The organism is Pseudomonas sp. DG56-2, from assembly GCF_004803755.1.
GTDB classification, from domain to species: Bacteria; Pseudomonadota; Gammaproteobacteria; order Pseudomonadales; family Pseudomonadaceae; genus Aquipseudomonas; species Aquipseudomonas auratipiscis.
In genome coordinates, this window is record NZ_CP032311.1 from 5,012,784 (window position 1) to 5,030,001 (window position 17,218).

The 17,218-nt window shown below is 60.1% G+C and carries 16 protein-coding genes and 1 pseudogene; 8 read left to right on the forward strand and 9 right to left on the reverse strand.

Annotated elements, in window-relative coordinates; all coding sequences use genetic code 11:
- Window positions 1-49 precede the first annotated feature (49 nt).
- Together D3Z90_RS23045 and D3Z90_RS27170 are read left to right on the forward strand one after the other, a co-directional pair.
- Window positions 50-811 carry a Slam-dependent surface lipoprotein gene (locus tag D3Z90_RS23045; protein WP_168198496.1) on the forward strand — a complete coding sequence of 254 codons (762 nt, stop codon included), beginning with the start codon at window positions 50-52 and terminating at the stop codon, window positions 809-811.
- Window positions 812-1,330: 519 nt separating this feature from the next.
- Window positions 1,331-2,401 (forward strand): annotated as a pseudogene (locus tag D3Z90_RS27170) (surface lipoprotein assembly modifier).
- A 10-nt stretch (window positions 2,402-2,411) separates the two neighbouring features.
- Here D3Z90_RS27170 and D3Z90_RS23055 read toward each other — a convergent pair.
- A complete protein-coding gene (locus D3Z90_RS23055; RefSeq protein WP_136478201.1) occupies window positions 2,412-3,365 on the reverse strand; it encodes a FecR domain-containing protein in 954 nt (317 codons plus the stop codon).
- Between the two features lie 51 nt (window positions 3,366-3,416).
- Window positions 3,417-4,034, reverse strand: a complete 618-nt coding sequence (locus D3Z90_RS23060; protein ID WP_136478202.1) for a LysE family translocator — start codon at window positions 4,032-4,034, stop codon at window positions 3,417-3,419.
- A 123-nt stretch (window positions 4,035-4,157) separates the two neighbouring features.
- Here D3Z90_RS23060 and D3Z90_RS23065 point away from each other — a divergent pair, with 123 nt between their 5' ends.
- Window positions 4,158-5,036: a LysR substrate-binding domain-containing protein gene (locus D3Z90_RS23065; protein ID WP_136478203.1), complete on the forward strand. Its 879-nt coding sequence runs from the start codon at window positions 4,158-4,160 to the stop codon at window positions 5,034-5,036.
- Here the strand turns inward: D3Z90_RS23065 and D3Z90_RS23070 are convergent.
- On the reverse strand, window positions 5,024-5,548 hold the full coding sequence (locus tag D3Z90_RS23070; protein WP_256658276.1) for a D-Ala-D-Ala carboxypeptidase family metallohydrolase: 525 nt from the start codon (window positions 5,546-5,548) through the stop codon (window positions 5,024-5,026). The two genes, D3Z90_RS23065 and D3Z90_RS23070, sit on opposite strands and share 13 nt — an antisense overlap.
- Before the next feature lie 180 nt (window positions 5,549-5,728).
- On the opposite strand from D3Z90_RS23070, the gene D3Z90_RS23075 reads away from it, so the two are divergent.
- A complete protein-coding gene (locus D3Z90_RS23075) occupies window positions 5,729-6,868 on the forward strand; it encodes a hypothetical protein (protein WP_136478205.1) in 1,140 nt (379 codons plus the stop codon).
- A gap of 67 nt (window positions 6,869-6,935) precedes the next feature.
- Here the strand turns inward: D3Z90_RS23075 and can are convergent, their stop codons facing one another.
- Window positions 6,936-7,574, reverse strand: coding sequence for a carbonate dehydratase (gene can, locus D3Z90_RS23080; protein WP_136478206.1), 639 nt, complete (start codon window positions 7,572-7,574; stop codon window positions 6,936-6,938).
- Between the two features lie 118 nt (window positions 7,575-7,692).
- On the opposite strand from can, the gene D3Z90_RS23085 reads away from it, so the two are divergent.
- Window positions 7,693-8,016 carry a serine kinase/phosphatase gene (locus D3Z90_RS23085; protein WP_136478207.1) on the forward strand — a complete coding sequence of 108 codons (324 nt, stop codon included), beginning with the start codon at window positions 7,693-7,695 and terminating at the stop codon, window positions 8,014-8,016.
- A gap of 5 nt (window positions 8,017-8,021) precedes the next feature.
- On the opposite strand, the gene rimI is transcribed toward D3Z90_RS23085, so the two are convergent.
- Window positions 8,022-8,474 (reverse strand): ribosomal protein S18-alanine N-acetyltransferase, encoded by a 453-nt coding sequence (gene rimI / locus D3Z90_RS23090; RefSeq protein ID WP_136478208.1) that lies wholly within the window; start codon window positions 8,472-8,474, stop codon window positions 8,022-8,024.
- Entirely contained in the window at window positions 8,467-9,258 is a 792-nt protein-coding gene (locus D3Z90_RS23095) for an energy transducer TonB (protein WP_136478209.1), read from the reverse strand. The genes rimI and D3Z90_RS23095 overlap by 8 nt, the downstream gene beginning before the upstream one ends.
- Before the next feature lie 179 nt (window positions 9,259-9,437).
- On the opposite strand from D3Z90_RS23095, the gene mksB reads away from it, so the two are divergent.
- Genes mksB through mksF form a run of 3 tightly spaced genes read left to right on the forward strand, consistent with a single transcriptional unit; the run spans window position 9,438 to window position 14,237 of the window.
- Window positions 9,438-10,715 (forward strand): Mks condensin complex protein MksB, encoded by a 1,278-nt coding sequence (gene mksB, locus D3Z90_RS23100; RefSeq protein ID WP_136478210.1) that lies wholly within the window; start codon window positions 9,438-9,440, stop codon window positions 10,713-10,715.
- Window positions 10,705-11,406: an Mks condensin complex protein MksE gene (gene mksE, locus D3Z90_RS23105; RefSeq protein ID WP_136478211.1), complete on the forward strand. Its 702-nt coding sequence runs from the start codon at window positions 10,705-10,707 to the stop codon at window positions 11,404-11,406. Before mksB ends, mksE begins: the two co-directional genes overlap by 11 nt.
- On the forward strand, window positions 11,403-14,237 hold the full coding sequence (gene mksF, locus D3Z90_RS23110) for an Mks condensin complex protein MksF (RefSeq protein ID WP_136478212.1): 2,835 nt from the start codon (window positions 11,403-11,405) through the stop codon (window positions 14,235-14,237). Before mksE ends, mksF begins: the two co-directional genes overlap by 4 nt.
- 64 nt (window positions 14,238-14,301) lie before the next feature.
- On the opposite strand, the gene D3Z90_RS23115 is transcribed toward mksF, so the two are convergent.
- From D3Z90_RS23115 to cgtA, 3 genes are all read right to left on the reverse strand, one after another.
- A complete protein-coding gene (locus D3Z90_RS23115) occupies window positions 14,302-14,757 on the reverse strand; it encodes a CreA family protein (protein WP_136478213.1) in 456 nt (151 codons plus the stop codon).
- 10 nt (window positions 14,758-14,767) lie between these two features.
- Window positions 14,768-15,886 (reverse strand): glutamate 5-kinase, encoded by a 1,119-nt coding sequence (gene proB, locus D3Z90_RS23120; RefSeq protein ID WP_136478214.1) that lies wholly within the window; start codon window positions 15,884-15,886, stop codon window positions 14,768-14,770.
- A 75-nt stretch (window positions 15,887-15,961) separates the two neighbouring features.
- On the reverse strand, window positions 15,962-17,185 hold the full coding sequence (gene cgtA / locus D3Z90_RS23125; RefSeq protein ID WP_136478215.1) for an Obg family GTPase CgtA: 1,224 nt from the start codon (window positions 17,183-17,185) through the stop codon (window positions 15,962-15,964).
- Between the last annotated feature and the right edge of the window lie 33 nt (window positions 17,186-17,218).

Consider the following 17,218-nt stretch of genomic DNA (forward strand, 5'->3'; position numbering starts at 1 on the left):
CAAGTGCTTGACGTGTTGAATTAACTCAAATTACTTAATGGATGATGAAATGAAATCTTTCAACTACACCGTACTGGCAGTTGCAATTTTTGGCCTGACCGGCGTTGCTCAGGCAGCGACTTCGTCCGCACAAAGTTACGACAACGCAATCATCGTTGACGGAACTCAAGGTACAGGCACGCCGAATCACCCTAGCGCCAACGGCGCTCCGGCCGTGGGTGTCAAAGCCTTTTACAACGGCGCGAAGGTTGCCTTCAGCGGCCTTAAAGGTATGGTCGCGACCGATGCCAATGGGGTGACCAGCATTACGCCGGCAATGATGCCTACCTCCCACTCGGCCTTGGGTAATTTTGACTTCAAACAAGTAGCGAGCCAGCAGGTGTACTACGGCGAGTGGTCGCAGAACGGTGTCCACAACGATCCGACCCGCGCTGTTTACTACTCCGGTGACACGGCGGGTCGCGTATTGCCCACGGCCAGCGTGACCTACGCGGTACAGGGCATCAACAACTACTCCGGCGCCAACCTGTTGTCCGGTGACCTGACCGCGTCGTTCGGCACGGCCTCGCCAACCTTGACCGGTGCGTTGAGCAATAGCGCGCTGAAGGTTTCACTGGCAGCCAATATCAACACCGCTGATGCCAGCTTCAGCGGCGCAGCACAAGCACTGAACCCAACCACCAACGCCCAGCTCTCCAAAGGCACCACCCAAGGTAGCTTCTTCGGCGCAGGCGCCACCGCGTCGCTGGCCGGTATCGCCAAGTTCACCGATCGCAACTATGACACTGCATTCGGTGGCGTTCGCAAGTAAGTAGTGGGTTGAACCTGTAGTAGCACCATAAGCCAGTGCCTGGCGTTCAGGTCCTGGCTTTTGGTGCGCTGAAGTGACTCTGAGAGCCTGGAAATGCCCCAGCCCTATTGCATGCGATCTTTCACGCCGCACCTTATTTCATTTTTCCTGTTGATGTTCACCACAGCGGGCTTCGCTGCCGACCAGGACACCAGCCTGCGCCTGAACCAGTCTATCGAGTACCGCGCCAACCAACAGGAACGCGAGTTTCTAAAGGACGAACTACCTAACGACACCGCCGCGCCGCTATTGAACATCAATGGCCAGAACTACAGTGTCGGCAACAACCTGGATGAATTGGGACGCGCCGTTTATCTATCAATCGAACGCCAGCAATGGCTGCACGCCAAGGACTACCTCAAGCGCTACACCACCCTGCCCGGCCACGACCCGATGCTCACCGCTTATGCCAATGGTGCCTTGGCCCGCGCCGACGGCGACCTGGAAAAGGCTGAGCACTACTACCGCCAACTATTGGGTATGCAGGCCGACTTCCTTCCAGGGCGCCTGGAGTTGGCGCGCGTGCTGTTCGAAAACCGCAAGGACCGCGACTCCAGTGCGGTATTCGAGCAGATCAGCAACAGTCTCAGCCCTGCGGATGCGCAGGCCATGGGCTTGGGCAAGACTGTCGACAGCTTTCTCCAGGCTCTGGATCACCGCGAAGACTGGCAAGGGTCGCTCGCCATAGGTCCAATCTGGAGCGACAACCTCAACCAATCCTCCGAAAGCACGGTGACCTACCGCATGGATACCGCGGAAGGCACCTATTTGATCAAGCGCTCACTACCTAAAGCGGTATCTGCGCAAGGTGCAGATTACGAGGCCACACTGAACAAACGCGTGGCCATCCGCGGACACCATGGCCTGTTCGTGCGTTCGCTGCTGTACGGCCAGGCCTACGATAAGGAGAGTAAATATAACGAGGGCACACTGATCAACAACGCCGGTTAAAGCTATCACGACGCTCGCAATCAGTACTCGTTGGGCCCCTCGTTCGAGTTCAACACAATTGGCGACAACGCCATGTACAGCGCCTGGGGTTTGCGCGGCGAATGGATGCATACACTATCACCCACACGCATGTTCAAGCTCGAAGGCGAATACAAGGACATGGTCTACAAACACGATATCAACACTAATCTGGATGGTGATATCAGCTCGGTGTACGCCACCCTGTGGCAGGCTTTGCCCCGGCAGTGGACGCTTTTCGGCGGCTTGGACATCAGCGACCGCAACAGCCAGGACCGTACTGCCGCCTATTTGCAAAAAGGTTTGCGCCTTGGTGTCGCCAAGGACTTTGGTGTTGGCGTCAATGCAGTGTTGTTCGCCTCCTACCGCAAGCGCCAATACGATGCTTACAGCGCCATACTCGATGCGCGTCGCAACGACGATGAACAGAGCTACACCTTTATTCTGCGTGCTCCACGCCTGGCAGTGCACGACATCGTTCCCAGCCTGACAGTCAAGTACAACAAGGTAGACAGCAACATCGACTGGCTGTATGCGTACGACAAAAACAGCATAAGTTTCAAACTGGAAAAGCAGTTCTAGCTGGTTTCGCCTACGGCCGTTCCAGCGCAACGCGGGTGATCCATGGTGTGTAATATTCGAGCCTGATTGGCAGGCTGCGCGCCAGCAAGCGCAATGCCCGCTGACTGTCGTCGGCAGGTAGTACTGCCGTGACCTGCAGCACTTCAAGTGCCTCGGCGTCATACAGCAAATAACCATGATGATTGCGCGCCAAGCGTTCGAGCACCTGACTCAAGGGTTGCTCGTGAACCAGCAGTTGATGCTGCAGCCAAGCCTGTTCCAGCGCGGCGGGATCAATGCTCTGCGGTGCGCCCAACCCTGTAGCGTTGAAGTGCACTTCCTGCCCACCGTGGACAACCAAGCGCTTGCCATCGCTTTCGACATGCGCGGTGGAATCGATCATCGCCACACGGGTGGCATCACCAAGCTGCTCGACGACAAACCGAGTGCCCATGACACTGACGCTGCCATGCTCGGTCAATACCAGGAAAGGCCGCGTGGCATCCTTGACCACATCCATCCGTACTTCCCCTTGCACCAGGCGCACAGTACGGCGTTGAGCATCGAACTGTAGATCCACGGCGGTGTTGCCATCAAGGCTGATAAGGCTGCCATCGGGTAGTTGTTGTGAGTGCCACTCGCCATTGTTGGTACGGATGTCCGCCAGCAAGTAGGACGGCGGAAACTGTTGTATCGCCAAGCCGACCGGCAACAGTAGTAACGCTGCCAGAGCCAGCGCCTTGATTGGCTGACGCAGGGTGCGCCGTCGGACGATGCCGTCCAGAGCCACCCGTGCAGGTTCGCGGGACAACTCATGCAACGCTGCCAGGCTTCCCTCCAGTCGTTCGATGGCCGCCAGGTGTTCTGGATCAGCGTTGAGCCAGTCACGAAAAGCATTGCGCTCGACCGTATCGACCTCACCGTCCAGGCGCACCAGCCATTCGGCTGCCTCTTGCAGCGCTTTCACAGAAGGTGACTTGTTCATGAGCGTTTGTCGCTGGCGGCATGACACTGCAACACGGCCGCTGTCTGCGCGTCACCGCGCGTTGGCCAGAACCACCGCCAATCCCAGGCCAATCAAGGCCACGCCAATGACTCGATCGACCAGCAATTGCCGATCGAGCATGATCCGACGCAAGGACGGCGAAGAGAAAAACACCGCAACCAGACTGAACCACAGCCAGTGAGCGACGGACATGAACAGACCATAACCAAGACTGGTTGCAAGAGAGCTACCCGGTTGTACAACTTGAGTGTAGGCACTGACGACGAACAACATGGTCTTGGGATTCAGGGCATTGGTCAGAAACCCTGAACGCAAGGCTGTGCCTACCCCAAGCTGGTTGGAAGCCGGGTCGCCATCGAGGGAAATGCATGTGCGATTGGTCAGCGATTTGTAACCGAGGTAGATCAAATAGCCCGCCCCCAGCACCTTCATCGCCAGGAACAACGAAGGGGTCTGACTGATGATCAGGGCAATGCCGAGGATCGTGTACATCACATGCACCTGCACCCCCAGCGCGATGCCCAGTGCCGCCGACAAACCGGCACGCCTGCCAAAGGCGTAACTGCTGCGTGTGACCATGGCAAAGTCCGCGCCCGGGCTGATCACCGCCAGGATGGTGAACAAGGCAACGGCGATGAGTTCATTCACGAAAAGCTCCTCGATCGGTTAGACAATCGCACAGATAAAGTTATGGATGGCCATTATCGAAAGCTTCGTGCTGGGCAAAAAGCGATTTATAGTGCAGTAAATCCGCTAGTTTTTCTCACCGATATGAAACTGCCCGCACTTTCGGCCTTTCGTTACTTCGACGTCGCTGCGCAGACCGAAAGCTTCGTCCGCGCAGCCGAAATACTTAACGTCACCCATGGCGCAGTGAGCCGTCAGGTACGTTTGCTGGAAGAGTCACTGGGGGTGACGCTGTTCGAGCGCCGAAACCGCGCCGTGTTTCTCACCCCTGCCGGTCGTGCCCTGCATGGCACCACGCTGTCGGTCTTCGAACAGTTGCAAGGCGCGGTCTACCGCCTCCAACAACAAGCTCGTGAGGACGTATTGGTACTGTCCTGCGAGCCGACCATCGCGATGAAATGGCTGATTCCCCGCCTGCCGGACTTTCATGCCGCCCACCCGGACATCCACTTGCATCTGGTGGCTGCCGGCGGCCCTGTCGATTTTTCGCGAAGCGGTGTCGACCTGGCGTTACGGCGCGACGATTTTCGCTGGGAAGCCAGCCTTCACGCCGTGAAGATCTGCGATGAACGGGTGGGGCCGGTTAGCAGCGCCAACCAGATTGTTCCGGGCCATGGCCTGGATGGTCTGCGCTTGCTCCACAGCGCCTCACGCCCCGGTGCCTGGAACACCTGGCTGGAATTGACCGGCGCATCAGCCAAGGACACCCGCCGCGCCGTTTACGAGCATTTCTACCTGTGCATACAGGCCGCCATGGCCGGACTGGGTGTGGCCATGGCGTCATTCCTGATGGTGGCGGACGAAATCGCCAGCGGCCAACTGTGTGCTCCGTACGGCTTTGTTCGCGATCAATCGGCGTACTACCTGCTGTGCCCTCCCAGCATGGCCAACGACGAAAAGTGCCTGCGCTTCACCCAATGGATCAGTGCACAAGCCGCCACTTGCCTGGCTCATTTGCTATGAGACGTAGCGCCAGCGGGCAAAGTACAGAAGGAAGAATGGGCACTTAAGTCCCCACCCCAGGTGCGAAAGCCAGCGGTATCGATATGAATGCGCCCCGAAGGGTAACGACCCAGTCCCATGTTCCAGGCTTTGCCCTGGGTCTGCCAGAACGTGCATAGCGGTCTGGGGTCGGTCCCCGCTGGCAGCAATACATCCACTGCAAACGCACGCATATGGGCACTGTCGAAGGCGCCACCGGCACAGCGATTGAGCCGCGGCGCGCGGTACGTGGAGACCACTTCATAGCGCCGCAGCACGCCTTGATCCGCCAGCGTTTTGAGCAACTGCAGCGTCGAACGCACCGCTGGCCACTGCGCGGCGGGCGCCACCGCGAAAGGCTCTGCCGAGCACAAGCGCCAGTCACTGGCACTGCGCAGCAACTGATAGATAGGCACGACACCATACAAGCGCGCATCCACCAGCATTTGCCGGAACGCCCGGGTTTCATGATCGCCTGCCCATTGGGCAAACATATACACATCCCTCTGATCGGCGTTTGCCTGGGTGCCGCACAGCAACGTCAGCAAAAGCCCTGCATGAATCCCAGCCCTGCGCCACCCCACCATTGGCATCTTCTCCTTCCCAATCCCCGCGAAACGCCTCCAGTATGGCGCCCACTCCCACTCTGAGGAGCTACTGACAAGGAGTTAAGCATGTACACGACAGTTCGATGGGGCCTAGGCCTGGCAGCCCTGGCATGCAGCGCGACTGCGCTGGCCGATGCCCAACTTGACCTGGGCAGCACCGAGCGAGTAACGCGGCTTTTCGCTTACCCCAACAACTGCAATGTCATCTGTTTCCGCGACTGGAGCCTGGAACAGACAGTCGAGCATTACCTGACCATGAGTGTTCAGCGCGATGGCTATACCGCTGCCACGGTGCGGGTCAGCCGTGACAACCACAATCTGTATGCTGACATTCAGGGCGTTCCCGCTAGTTACAGCACACCCCTGGCGGCTTTGCTCGACGCTGGCGAGTTGGCCTTCCAAGGCGCCAGTCGCCTGAACAACGACGGCAAGTGGGCCTACAACTGGAACCTGTTCCTGCCGCTGGGCATGGCCCTGGATAACCGTCGCAGCATCGAGTTGTTGCACTTCCCGCCGGACTACTCACTGACTCAGGCTCAAGACTATCTGCGCTCCAACACCACCGATCGCTGGGCGACGCTATTGACCTACAACGGCATTGCTGCCGAACAGACACCGGCCTACCAGACCATCATCGACATCGCTCCGATCGCCGCGCCCGCCAGCGCCGGCAAGGATCTGGAAGGTGTGTATGAGTACTTCAAGGATTACCAGTTGCGCATGGTCAAAGAGCTCACCCGCGATGCCCATGGCACTGCCCTGCCGATGGTCGCGTTCGGTGCGCCGGTGCGAAGTTGGATCGAGCAACAATACGGACCAGCGCTCACCGTATTGGGGCTGGTAAGCATCAGCCCTCAGAGCGGTCAACAGGTGCCGGTGCTCGGCGCCAACCACCCCAGCGCAATCTGGTATGCCGCTGATAAGAAAAACCACGATGGCGATCAAGATAAAGCTGATCGTGCGGGCTTGAAAATGATGGGCCAGGATTTGAGCGCCGCCTGCTGGCAGGCGGGCATGGGCCGCAACCCGCACGCAGATGCCCAGGCGACGCTGAACGCATGCACGCAGAAGTGGCAAGTGACGGCGAAGAAGCAGACATGCGAATTGTACTTCCGCACGGTGGCCAAGATGACCCGGGATCAGGCAAGCGCCAAGTGCAACAGCGGATCGATAACCCGGACCCTGCGCGAACTGAAGAAGGCGTGAGCATCGTCGTGGGACAGACCCACAGGCTCTCGATTGCCCTGTGGGTTTGCCCTCGACACGATCTCACTCAGTCCTGTGGACGCAACCGATACTGTGGCGGCAATTGGTCCAGGCCACTGATGGTTGCATTCAGACTCTTCCAGCGTCCGTCCTTGATACCGTAGATACAGCCATGAATCGACAGGCTCTGCCCACGGTGCCAAGCATTCTGAACGATGGTGGTGTGTCCGACGTTAGCCACCTGCTGGATCACATTCAGCTCGCACAGGCGGTCAACACGTTCTTCTTCGGTGGGCAATTGCGCCAACTCACCGCGCTTTTCGTAGTACAGGTCTCGAATCGAGCGCAGCCAGCCATCGATCAGGCCCAACTGACGATCCTGCATCGACGCCCGGACACCGCCGCAACCGTAGTGCCCGGTGACCAGAATGTGTTTCACCTTGAGCACGTCCACTGCGTACTGGATCACCGACAGACAATTCAAGTCGGTGTGCAGTACCACGTTGGCTACGTTGCGATGAACGAACAGGTCGCCTGGCAACATGCCGACGATCTCGTTTGCCGGAACCCGCGCATCCGAGCAGCCGATCCAGAGGTATTCAGGGGTCTGCTGACGCGCAAGCTTGGCAAAGAAATCCGGATCCTGCTGCTTGATCGCATCGGCCCAGCGCTCGTTGTTATCAATCAGTTCTTGTAGATCGTGCATGGTCAAGCCTCGTGGTTGGTGCCCATTTGTGACTGGCGCAAGCCCGTTCGGGTCACGCTTTGGAATCTTCCGGCAGCCGTCGGGTCCACCCATTACAGCCACCCGCAGGAGACTGACCATGACTCAACCCCATCGTCCGCCACACGCTCCCGAACCGGCCCCGATCGACGACGACGAAGACCGCATGGGCTCGATGCAAGAGCTGCACTTTGATGAGAATACTCCCAACGTCGACAGCGGTTTCGATCCAACCGACGACGACCTCGAACCTGAAACACTGATTCCCGAGGATGGAGCCCGCTCCCCTTCGGAGCCAGGCGCAAATCATCCGGCCGATTGGGACCTGAGCGTGGTCGATGAAGGCGAAATTGGTGGCGGCAACGGCCTTGATGAGGCCGAACTGGCTCGTCGCGACCCACTGGACGGCAAGCCAGAGCGCTGAGCCTTTCAATCGATCAGAGTGCAGGCCATTACCAGGGCATCTTCCCGACCGCCAGCGACCGGATAATAGTCACGACGTCGGCCGATTTCATTAAAGCCATAGCGCTCGTACAGGCGATACGCAGACTGGTTGCTGGCGCGCACCTCAAGGAAGCACTCACGGCCGTTCATCTCGTAGGCGCGCTTCATCAGCTCTTCAAGCAAGCGTAAGCCCAGGCCACGGCCTTGGCTTTCCGGCTTGACGGTGATGTTGAGCAGGTGCGCCTCGTCGATAATCACATTGATTACGCCATGACCCACCTGCTGCTCGCCTTCGAACATCAGCCAGATTTCATAGGATTTGAGCCCGTCGAGGAAAATCCCGCGGGTCCAGGGGTGGCTGAAGGCCGCATATTCAATCTTCAGTACAGCGTCCAGGTCCGCCTCGGTCATCCGGCGGAAGCTGATTGTGTCACTCATCACTTGGTTTCCAGCGCGCCATAAGCCGGCGCATGGCTTGCCAGACGTGCGCCTTGCGCTGCGGCTCGTCCATCAACAATTCGAGGCCGGGCAAGGCCCAGGCAGTGCCCAGCCCTTCTATCGGCAACTCGCGATAATAAGCTTCGGCGTCCGCCTCGCCGGCAAAACGCACGGCGGGCAGGCCAATCAGCCACAAACAGGCACAGGGCGTCTCTTCAAGCCGGGCCTGGATGAAGCCCTGGACAAAATCGGTCGCCGCTTGCGGGCCCTGGTCGAGATTGCCGCGCACCAGCAACGGCCAGCGCACCGGCTCGCCAATGATCTGCGGGCTATCAGGCAGTCCGGCGGCACGCAGCATGTCCTTGAGCAACAGGTAGGAAGGGTCACGGCTCTGGAACGCCTCGCCCGTAGCCAGTTCCACCAGCAGCAGGCAATTGCCGGCACGCAGCAACTGCAGGGAAAAACGCGGCGGTGCAACTGGCTTCGGCTTGGTGATCTCGGCCGCAGGCTCGGCTTTCTCTGCTGGCTTACTGGCTGCCTTGGCGTCGGTGCCAGGGCGGGGAATCTCGATTTTCGGTCGCTCGCCGCTGCGCGCAACCGGCGTACTGACCGCCACCCGTACCGGCTGTGCCGGTGCCTCATCGAACTCGGGTACGGCCTCAGGCACCAGCGCCAGCAACAGCTCCGGGCGCGAAGGGGCGGCGAACGGCAGTTCGGTACGCGGCAGCCAATGCACCACTTGCATGGCATTGAGATAAGCGCGGCGGCGGGACTCGATTAACAAGAAGGATCGGCCATCTGTGGATAAGTCAGGGCCGATATTCTACCGTTGTTCGCGCTCCGGTGCCGCTGTTGATCGGCAGAAAACCGCCCGACAGCAGCTTCTAGCGATCAGGGGGTGAATCGACAGGCACTTGATGCAGTACAATCGGCGCTTTTATTTGGCAACGAGTCGACCCGCCAATGATCGAACCCAAGCGCGTCCTGCGCGCCCTAGCCGAACACTGGGCCCTGCTCGAGCCGTTGTGCGAGCGCTTCGACGGGGGCACCCTGAGCCTCGGCGAACTGCGCCAACAACTGGCCAACCAGCAGTTGGAGAGCACGCCCCAGGACATTACCAGCCTGCTCGACGTGTGGATCCGCCTGGATATTCTGGTGCCCGTGGCGAAAAGCCCCAACCGTTTCGAGCTCAACGCCCAGATCCACGACTTCCTCGCTTACCTGCGCCGTGAGCACCGCCTGGGCCTGTGCCTGGAAATCGAAGCCTACCTGCGCCACCTGGAACGTCTCGCTGGCCACATCCAGGACGCCTTCGAGATTCGCGACGGTAACGATCTGGCACGCCAACTGCGCCTGCTGGACATGCGTGTGCGCGACGTTTTGAAGAAGCTCGACAACGACGAGCAGGCCCTGGTCGCCGTGGCCGAACGCGCTAAGACCAGCGACCGCCAGATCCCACTGCGCCAGCGATATGCCGAAGTCCTGGCCACCTGGGACGAATACGTCGAGCCGATGATCCAGCTGGTCAACGCCGATGGCGCATTCGAACAGGGTGTACGCAAGGTCGAGACCGTTTTGCTGCGCCTGCTTGGCGAACAGGCACGCCTGGGGCACCTGGTCGACGACGACATGCTCCTGCGCACCCATGCGCGCATCCTCGAGATGCAGACCAGCGCCCAGTTGACCTTGCGCCATGCTCGCGAACTGCTGTTGCCGCTGCGTGAAGAAGCGCGCCGTCACAACGCCGTAACCCGTGGCGCAGCCCTGGCGCTCTCGGTCATCCGGCGCAAGGGCCTGGACGCGGTACCGCAAGCGGCCATGCCGATGTTCACGCGACCACAAAGCACGTTTCTCGGCAGCGCCAGCCAGGTCGAAGCCTATGTTTACGCCCTGGCCCGCTTCGAACCCAAGCCTGCGCAATTCCCGAAAGCGCATAAAACCCGCAAGGGCGAAACACCGCGAGCACCACGCACCGTCAAGGAAATGCTCGAGCGCTGCGAAAGCGCCCTGCCACTGCCCGACCTGATGGTCTGGTTGCTGGAGCAGGAGCCCGAAGGCGCCACCGACGAGCTGCTGTACTGGTTCTCACGCCTGTCCCGGGAAAAGCGCTTTAGCCGCGAACGCCTGGAGCGCTGTGAATACACCACCCGCGAACACCTGGTCAGCCTGCGCTCGTTCGCCCTGACATCGAGCCGCGAACCATCGCCTGAGCCTACTGCGAGCCCTGCCAATGCATCTTGATCTTTCCGAATTGCCTCAGCTCGCACCGATCTTCCGCGAGTTGTTCAAGGGCTTTCATATCAGCCGCCGCGACCCGGAGCTGTACGCCCAACTGTCGAACTTCCAGGACCAGTACCGCGGTCTGTTCAAGGCCCTTGGCTTCGAACTGGTATGTGATACCCGCGGTTTCTACTACTTCGTCCCGGACCTGGCCGCCGCCCAGGTAAACAAAACCGCCCAGCGCCTGTCGCTGTTCACCTTCATCCTGGTCGAGCATCTGGCCGACCAGGGCCGCGATCCGATGTCGGTGCTCGACGGTGGCAGCCTTGGCCGTGATGAGTTGCCGTCGATGCTGGAGAAATACCGCGACCTGTTTATCCAGGCTGAAGTACAGACACCGGACGAGCTGGAAGAAAAAATCATGCGACGCATGACCCAGCTGGGTTTTGCCCATGAAGAAAACGGCATCTACCGCTTCCTGCCACCGATGCACCGCTTTCTTGACGTCTGCCTGTCGGTCCAGCAGGACCGAGACCTTGCCGCCAGCCTGCACAGCAACTTGCCACTGCCAACACCGGTGTTGGTCGAGGAAGAGAGCGCAGAAGAGCTCAACAAGACCGACGATCCACTCGACCTCAGCCCGTTCGAAGAAAGCGAAGAAGACGCCTTGGCCCGAGCCATCGCCGAAGAGCAACAGGAGATTGACGCATGAGCCAGGAACGCTACGGCATTCGCCGCTTCGCATTGCTCAACACCGCCGGTTACAGCCTCGGCCTGTTCCCCCTGGAACACCCGCTGTCGGTCTACGGTGCCAACAACCTGGGCAAGAGTGCCTCGATCAACGCCCTGCAGTTCCCGATCCTGGCACGCATGTCCGACATGAGCTTTGGCAAGTACAGCCTCGAGCAGTCACGCCGCTTCTACTTCGCCAGCGACACCAGCTACATCCTCTGCGAGGTCAACCTGCCCCACGGCCCTCACGTGATCGGCGTGGTGGGGCGCGGCCCGGGCGGCGGTTTCGGCCATCAGTTCTTTGCCTATGCCGGTGAGCTGGACCTGGCTCATTACCAGAAGAACGACACCTGCCTGCGCCAGAAAGAACTGTTCAACAACCTTGAGCGCAATGGCCTCAAGGCCTACGAGCTCAAGCCTGACGAACTGCGTCGACTACTGGTCGGTGGCCATACCACTATCCCGCTGGATCTCACCCTGATCCCGCTGCGCTCCACCAGCGAGCAAAGCCTGAAGACGTTCCGCGCCCTGTTCATCAACCTGCTGCACATGCGTGAAATCACTGCCGCCAAGCTCAAGCAGCTGTTCCTCGATGCCTTCGAGCACAGCTTGCGCTCGGGCAGCGTCGACTACATTGCCGCTTGCGAAGAAGCCTTCCGCGATGTGCGCCGGATGGAGCAGGATTACAACTCGCTGGTCGCCGCCGGTCCGCTGGTCGAAGCCCTGGCCAACGGCGTGGCCCAGCGAGACATTCTGCGCGGCAAGCTGCATCGCCTGTCGCCGCTGCTCGACTCGCTGCTTGGCACCTGGCAGGACTACGCCAGCGCACGCAAGGAAGAACTGGTCATTCAAGCCGAGCACTACAAGAACGAACAGGACAGCCTGCAGAACGACCAACGTGGCGGTACCCAGGAGCTGATGCGCCTGGAGCGCGAGATCACCGGCGTGCAGCGCTGGCTCGGCGAGCTGTCGGTACTCAAGCACCGCTTTGCCCTGGTCGACGACGTCAAAGTGCTGGAGCAGCAACTGCTGGCCGCCAAGGACGCCCACGACGAACTGGCCGGCGCCCTGGCCCAGTCGCGTCAGTTCAGCGCCGAAGACCTCGAAGAGCGTCTGCGTGAGCTGGAGAAACGCCTCAAGTCGGTCAAGCAGCAGCTCGACCATGCCGACAACAACAGCTATGCCCGTCTGCGCGAAGAATTCTCCCAACAGGATGTCGAGCGCCTGATGCGCCTGTTCAACGGCGCACTGTTCAGCCTGCCGCTGGGCGAACGAGGCATCGAGCTGGATGACAGCGACGTCTGGGTCAAATCCCTGGAAGCGGTGCTGGACGGATTCAAAGGCGAACGCTTCGAAGTGCCTGGCCTGTCCATCGACCTGTCGCATATCGAGCCCCCTGCCCTGCAGGCCCTGGCCGATCGCGCCGCGCTACGCGACCAAAAAGAGCGTCTGGAAAAAGAGTTCAAACAACTCAAGACCCAACAAGCCGTCAGCGCGGATCGCGCCGCCAGCAAAACCCAGACCGAAGCCCTCTACCAGCAAGTACTGGATGCGCAAAAGGCCCTGGAAGACTTCCGTCGCAGCCAGACGCTGGCCGCAGAAGAAGACGACAAGCTCGAACAACTGGCGCAGATGGAAGCAGCCCAGGATGAATTGAAACGCTCCAGCGACGCCTTCACCGAGCGAGTCCAGCAATTGTCGGCCAAGCTGCAGCTGGTTGGCCGGCAGATCGCCGACATGGAAGCCAAGCAGCGCACCCTGGACGACGCCTTGCGCCGTCGCCAATTGCTGCCCGCCGAGTTGCCATTCGGTACGCCGTTCATGGAGCCGGTAGACGATTCCATGGACAACCTGCTGCCCCTGCTCAACGACTACCAGGACAGCTGGCAAGGTTTGCTGCGCGTCGATGGCCAGATCGAAGCGCTGTACGCCCAGGTTCGCCTCAAGGGCGTGGCCAAGTTCGACAGCGAAGACGACATGGAACGCCGCCTGCAACTGCTGATCAACGCCTACTCGCACCGCACCGAAGAAGCCCTGACCCTGGGCAAGGCGCGCCGTGCAGCGGTGACCGATATCGCCCGGACCTTGCGCAACATCCGTAGCGACTATGACAGCCTTGAACACCAGCTGGCTTTGTTCAACCGCGAGATCAACAAACGTCAGGTTTCCAACTTGCAGAGCTTCCGCATTGTTCTGGCCCCGAACAAGGAAGCACTCAAGCACATCGACCAGATTATCCACAGCGCCGGGCAGTACGAAGAAGGCGAGACGCTGTCGGTGTTCGACCTCAACGCGAGCGCCGAGCAGGACAACAAGAACGAAGAGGCCAAGGAGTACCTGGCGCGACTGGTGGCGGCAAACCACAACCAGCTGGGCTTGAAGGATCTGTTCGAACTGGCCTTTGAAATCACCAAGGTCGGTGGTCAGCCAGTGATCCACACCGACATCGACGGTGCGGCATCCAACGGCACCACCATGACCATCAAGGCGCTGACCAACATGTATTTGTTGCTGCACCTGATGGACCGCGACCTGGCTGGCCGCGTACGCCTGCCCTACTACCTCGACGAAGCGGCCGACATCGACGAACGCAACCAGGCGGCCTTGCTGGAAACCAGTCTGCAGTTGGGCTTCGTGCCGATTCTGGCGAGCGTGAAGCCACAGGTGTCGGCACATGTTGCCATCGACCTGGAAGGCGGTAGCGGACCGAACGGGATCTACATCGACGAAGCGGACTGGAAATACATCAGCCGCCGCGACGTGGAAAAGGCAGTGGTGCGCAACGAAGAAGAGGAAGAAGCTTCAGCGTGAGGTCGATCGCCGGGCAAGCCCAACCGTGAGAGCGGGTTTGCCCGGCGATGCGTTGAGCCCGGTGTTACTGGGCCCAAGGCAGGATAGGAATCGCGGTGACCGCATTCTGCGGGCTGCCTTCAATCAGGCGGTCCGAGTACACCAGGTAGACCAGGGTGTTGCGCTTCTTGTCGAGGAAGCGCACAACCTGCATCGTCTTGAACACCAGCGAAGTGCGCTCCTTGAACACTTCGTCACCGTCCTTGAGCTGCTCCTTGAGGCGAATCGGCCCAACCTGGCGGCACGCAATCGACGCTTCGGCTCGGTCTTCAGCTAAACCCAAGCCACCTTTCACGCCACCGGTCTTGGCCCGCGACAGGTAGCAGGTCACGCCATCCACTTTCGGATCGTCGAACGCTTCAACGACGATACGGTCGTTGGGTCCGACAAACTTGAACACGGTCGACACCTGGCCAATTTCTTCGGCCGATGCCAGCACCGGCAATGCCAGCAGCGCGGCTGCCACAATTCCCTTGAACACGATTGTTTCCTCAGACCAGAATCAGGTTGTCGCGGTGCACCAGCTCCGGCTCGGCAATGTAGCCCAACAAACCTTCGATGGCTTCAGATGACTGTCCGATGATTTTTTGTGCTTCCAGCGCACTGTAGTTAGCCAGGCCGCGAGCCACTTCCAGACCGTCAGGCCCGACGCACACGACCATTTCACCACGGCGGAAGCTGCCTTGCACCGTTTTGACCCCTACCGGCAGCAGGCTCTTGTTGGCCTGGCGCAGGGCTTTGACTGCTCCGTCGTCGAGCACCAGGGTGCCACGAGTCTGCAGGTGGCCGGCCAGCCACTGCTTGCGCGCTGCAAGCATGCCACGCTCAGGTGACAGCAGCGTGCCAAGGCGTTCGCCGGCCTTGAGACGGTCGAGCACGCGCTCCAGACGACCGCCAACGATGATGGTATGGGCACCGGAGCGGGCAGCCAGGCGAGCAGCGCGCAGTTTGGTCTGCATGCCGCCACGTCCCAACGCACCACCGGTGCCACCGGCTACGGCATCCAGGCTCGGATCGTCGGCACGGGCTTCGTAGATCAGTTGCGCGTCGGGGTTGTTCCGCGGGTCGGCATCAAACATACCGTCACGGTCGGTGAGAATCACCAACAGGTCAGCTTCGACCAGGTTGGCCACCAGCGCGGCCAAGGTGTCGTTGTCGCCAAACCGAATCTCGTCGGTGACCACCGTGTCGTTTTCGTTGATCACCGGCACTACGCCCAGCTCCACGAGCGTGCGTAACGTGCTGCGGGCGTTGAGGTAACGCTTGCGATCCGAGAGGTCGTCGTGGGTCAGGAGGATCTGCGCGGTATGCCGGCCATGCTCGGCAAAACTCGACTCCCAGGCCTGCACCAGCCCCATCTGGCCAATCGAAGCTGCAGCCTGCAGCTCATTCATTGCGCTCGGTCGCTTGGCCCAGCCCAGGCGGCTCATCCCGGCGGCGACCGCCCCGGACGACACCAGCACCAGCTCAACACCCGCCTCATGCAACGCTACCATCTGCTCGACCCAGACACCCATGGCCGCACGATCCAGACCCTTGCCATCGGCGGTCAACAGCGCACTGCCGATTTTCACCACCCAGCGCTGCGCACCCGTCACCTTGCTCCGCATCTTCTTCCAACCTATATAGATCTTTAGATACTAAAACGCCGCTCCAGAGAGCGGCGTTTAGTGTACTGCAACGAATCAGTCGCGCACGTAAATGATTTCCGGACCGTCTTCGTCGTCATCATCCCAATCGTCGTCATCGTCGTCGCCGATGTCGTGCACGCTCTTGACGCCGCTACGGCGCAAGGCGCGAGCATCGTCGAGCGCCTGCAACTGGGCACGGGCTTCGTCTTCGATACGCTGATCGAGCTCAGCCAGCTCGTCGGCATAGGCCGGATCGTTGGCCAGACGGTCGGCGCGATCTTCGAGGTAGCGCATGATGTCGCGGCTGAGCTGTTCGGTGCCTTGCTTGGAGATTGCCGAGATCACGTAGACCGGGCCTTCCCACTGCAAACGCTCGACCACTTCCTTGACGCGCTCGTCGCGCTCGTCATCCATCAGCATGTCGGTCTTGTTCAGCACCAACCAACGGTCACGCTCGGCCAGCGACGGGCTGAAGCGGGTCAGCTCGTTGACGATGACTTCGGCGGCATCAGCGCTGCTGCTTTCATCCAGCGGGGCCAGGTCAACGAGATGCAGCAGCAGGCGAGTACGCGCCAGGTGCTTGAGGAAACGAATGCCCAGGCCTGCACCATCGGACGCGCCTTCGATCAAGCCGGGAATGTCGGCAATTACGAAGCTCTTCCAACGGTCGACACTGACCACACCCAGGTTTGGCACCAGGGTGGTGAATGGGTAATCGGCGACTTTCGGCTTGGCCGCCGAGACCGAACGGATAAAGGTGCTCTTGCCGGCATTCGGCAAGCCCAGCAGACCGACGTCGGCGAGCACTTTCATTTCCAGTTTCAGGTCACGCTGCTCACCCGGTTTACCTGGAGTGGTCTGGCGTGGCGCACGGTTGGTACTGGATTTGAAACGGGTGTTGCCCAGACCGTGCCAGCCGCCCTGAACCACCATCAGCTTCTGACCTGGCTTGACCAGGTCGCCGATGACTTCCTGGGTAGCGGAGTCGATTACGGTCGTGCCGACTGGCACACGCAAAATCAGGTCGTCACCTTTCTTGCCGGTGCAGTCGGTGCTGCCACCGTTGGAGCCACGCTGGGCCTCAAAGTGACGGGTATAACGGTAGTCAACCAGGGTATTGAGGTTTTCGTCGGCGACCATGAATACCGAACCACCGTCGCCACCATCACCGCCGTTGGGACCACCATTTTCAATGAATTTCTCGCGGCGGAAGCTCATGCAACCGTTACCGCCATCACCGGCTTTGACCCGGATCGATACTTCGTCAACAAACTTCATAAAAACCGCCTCTCGTCAGCTTGACGAGCTGAG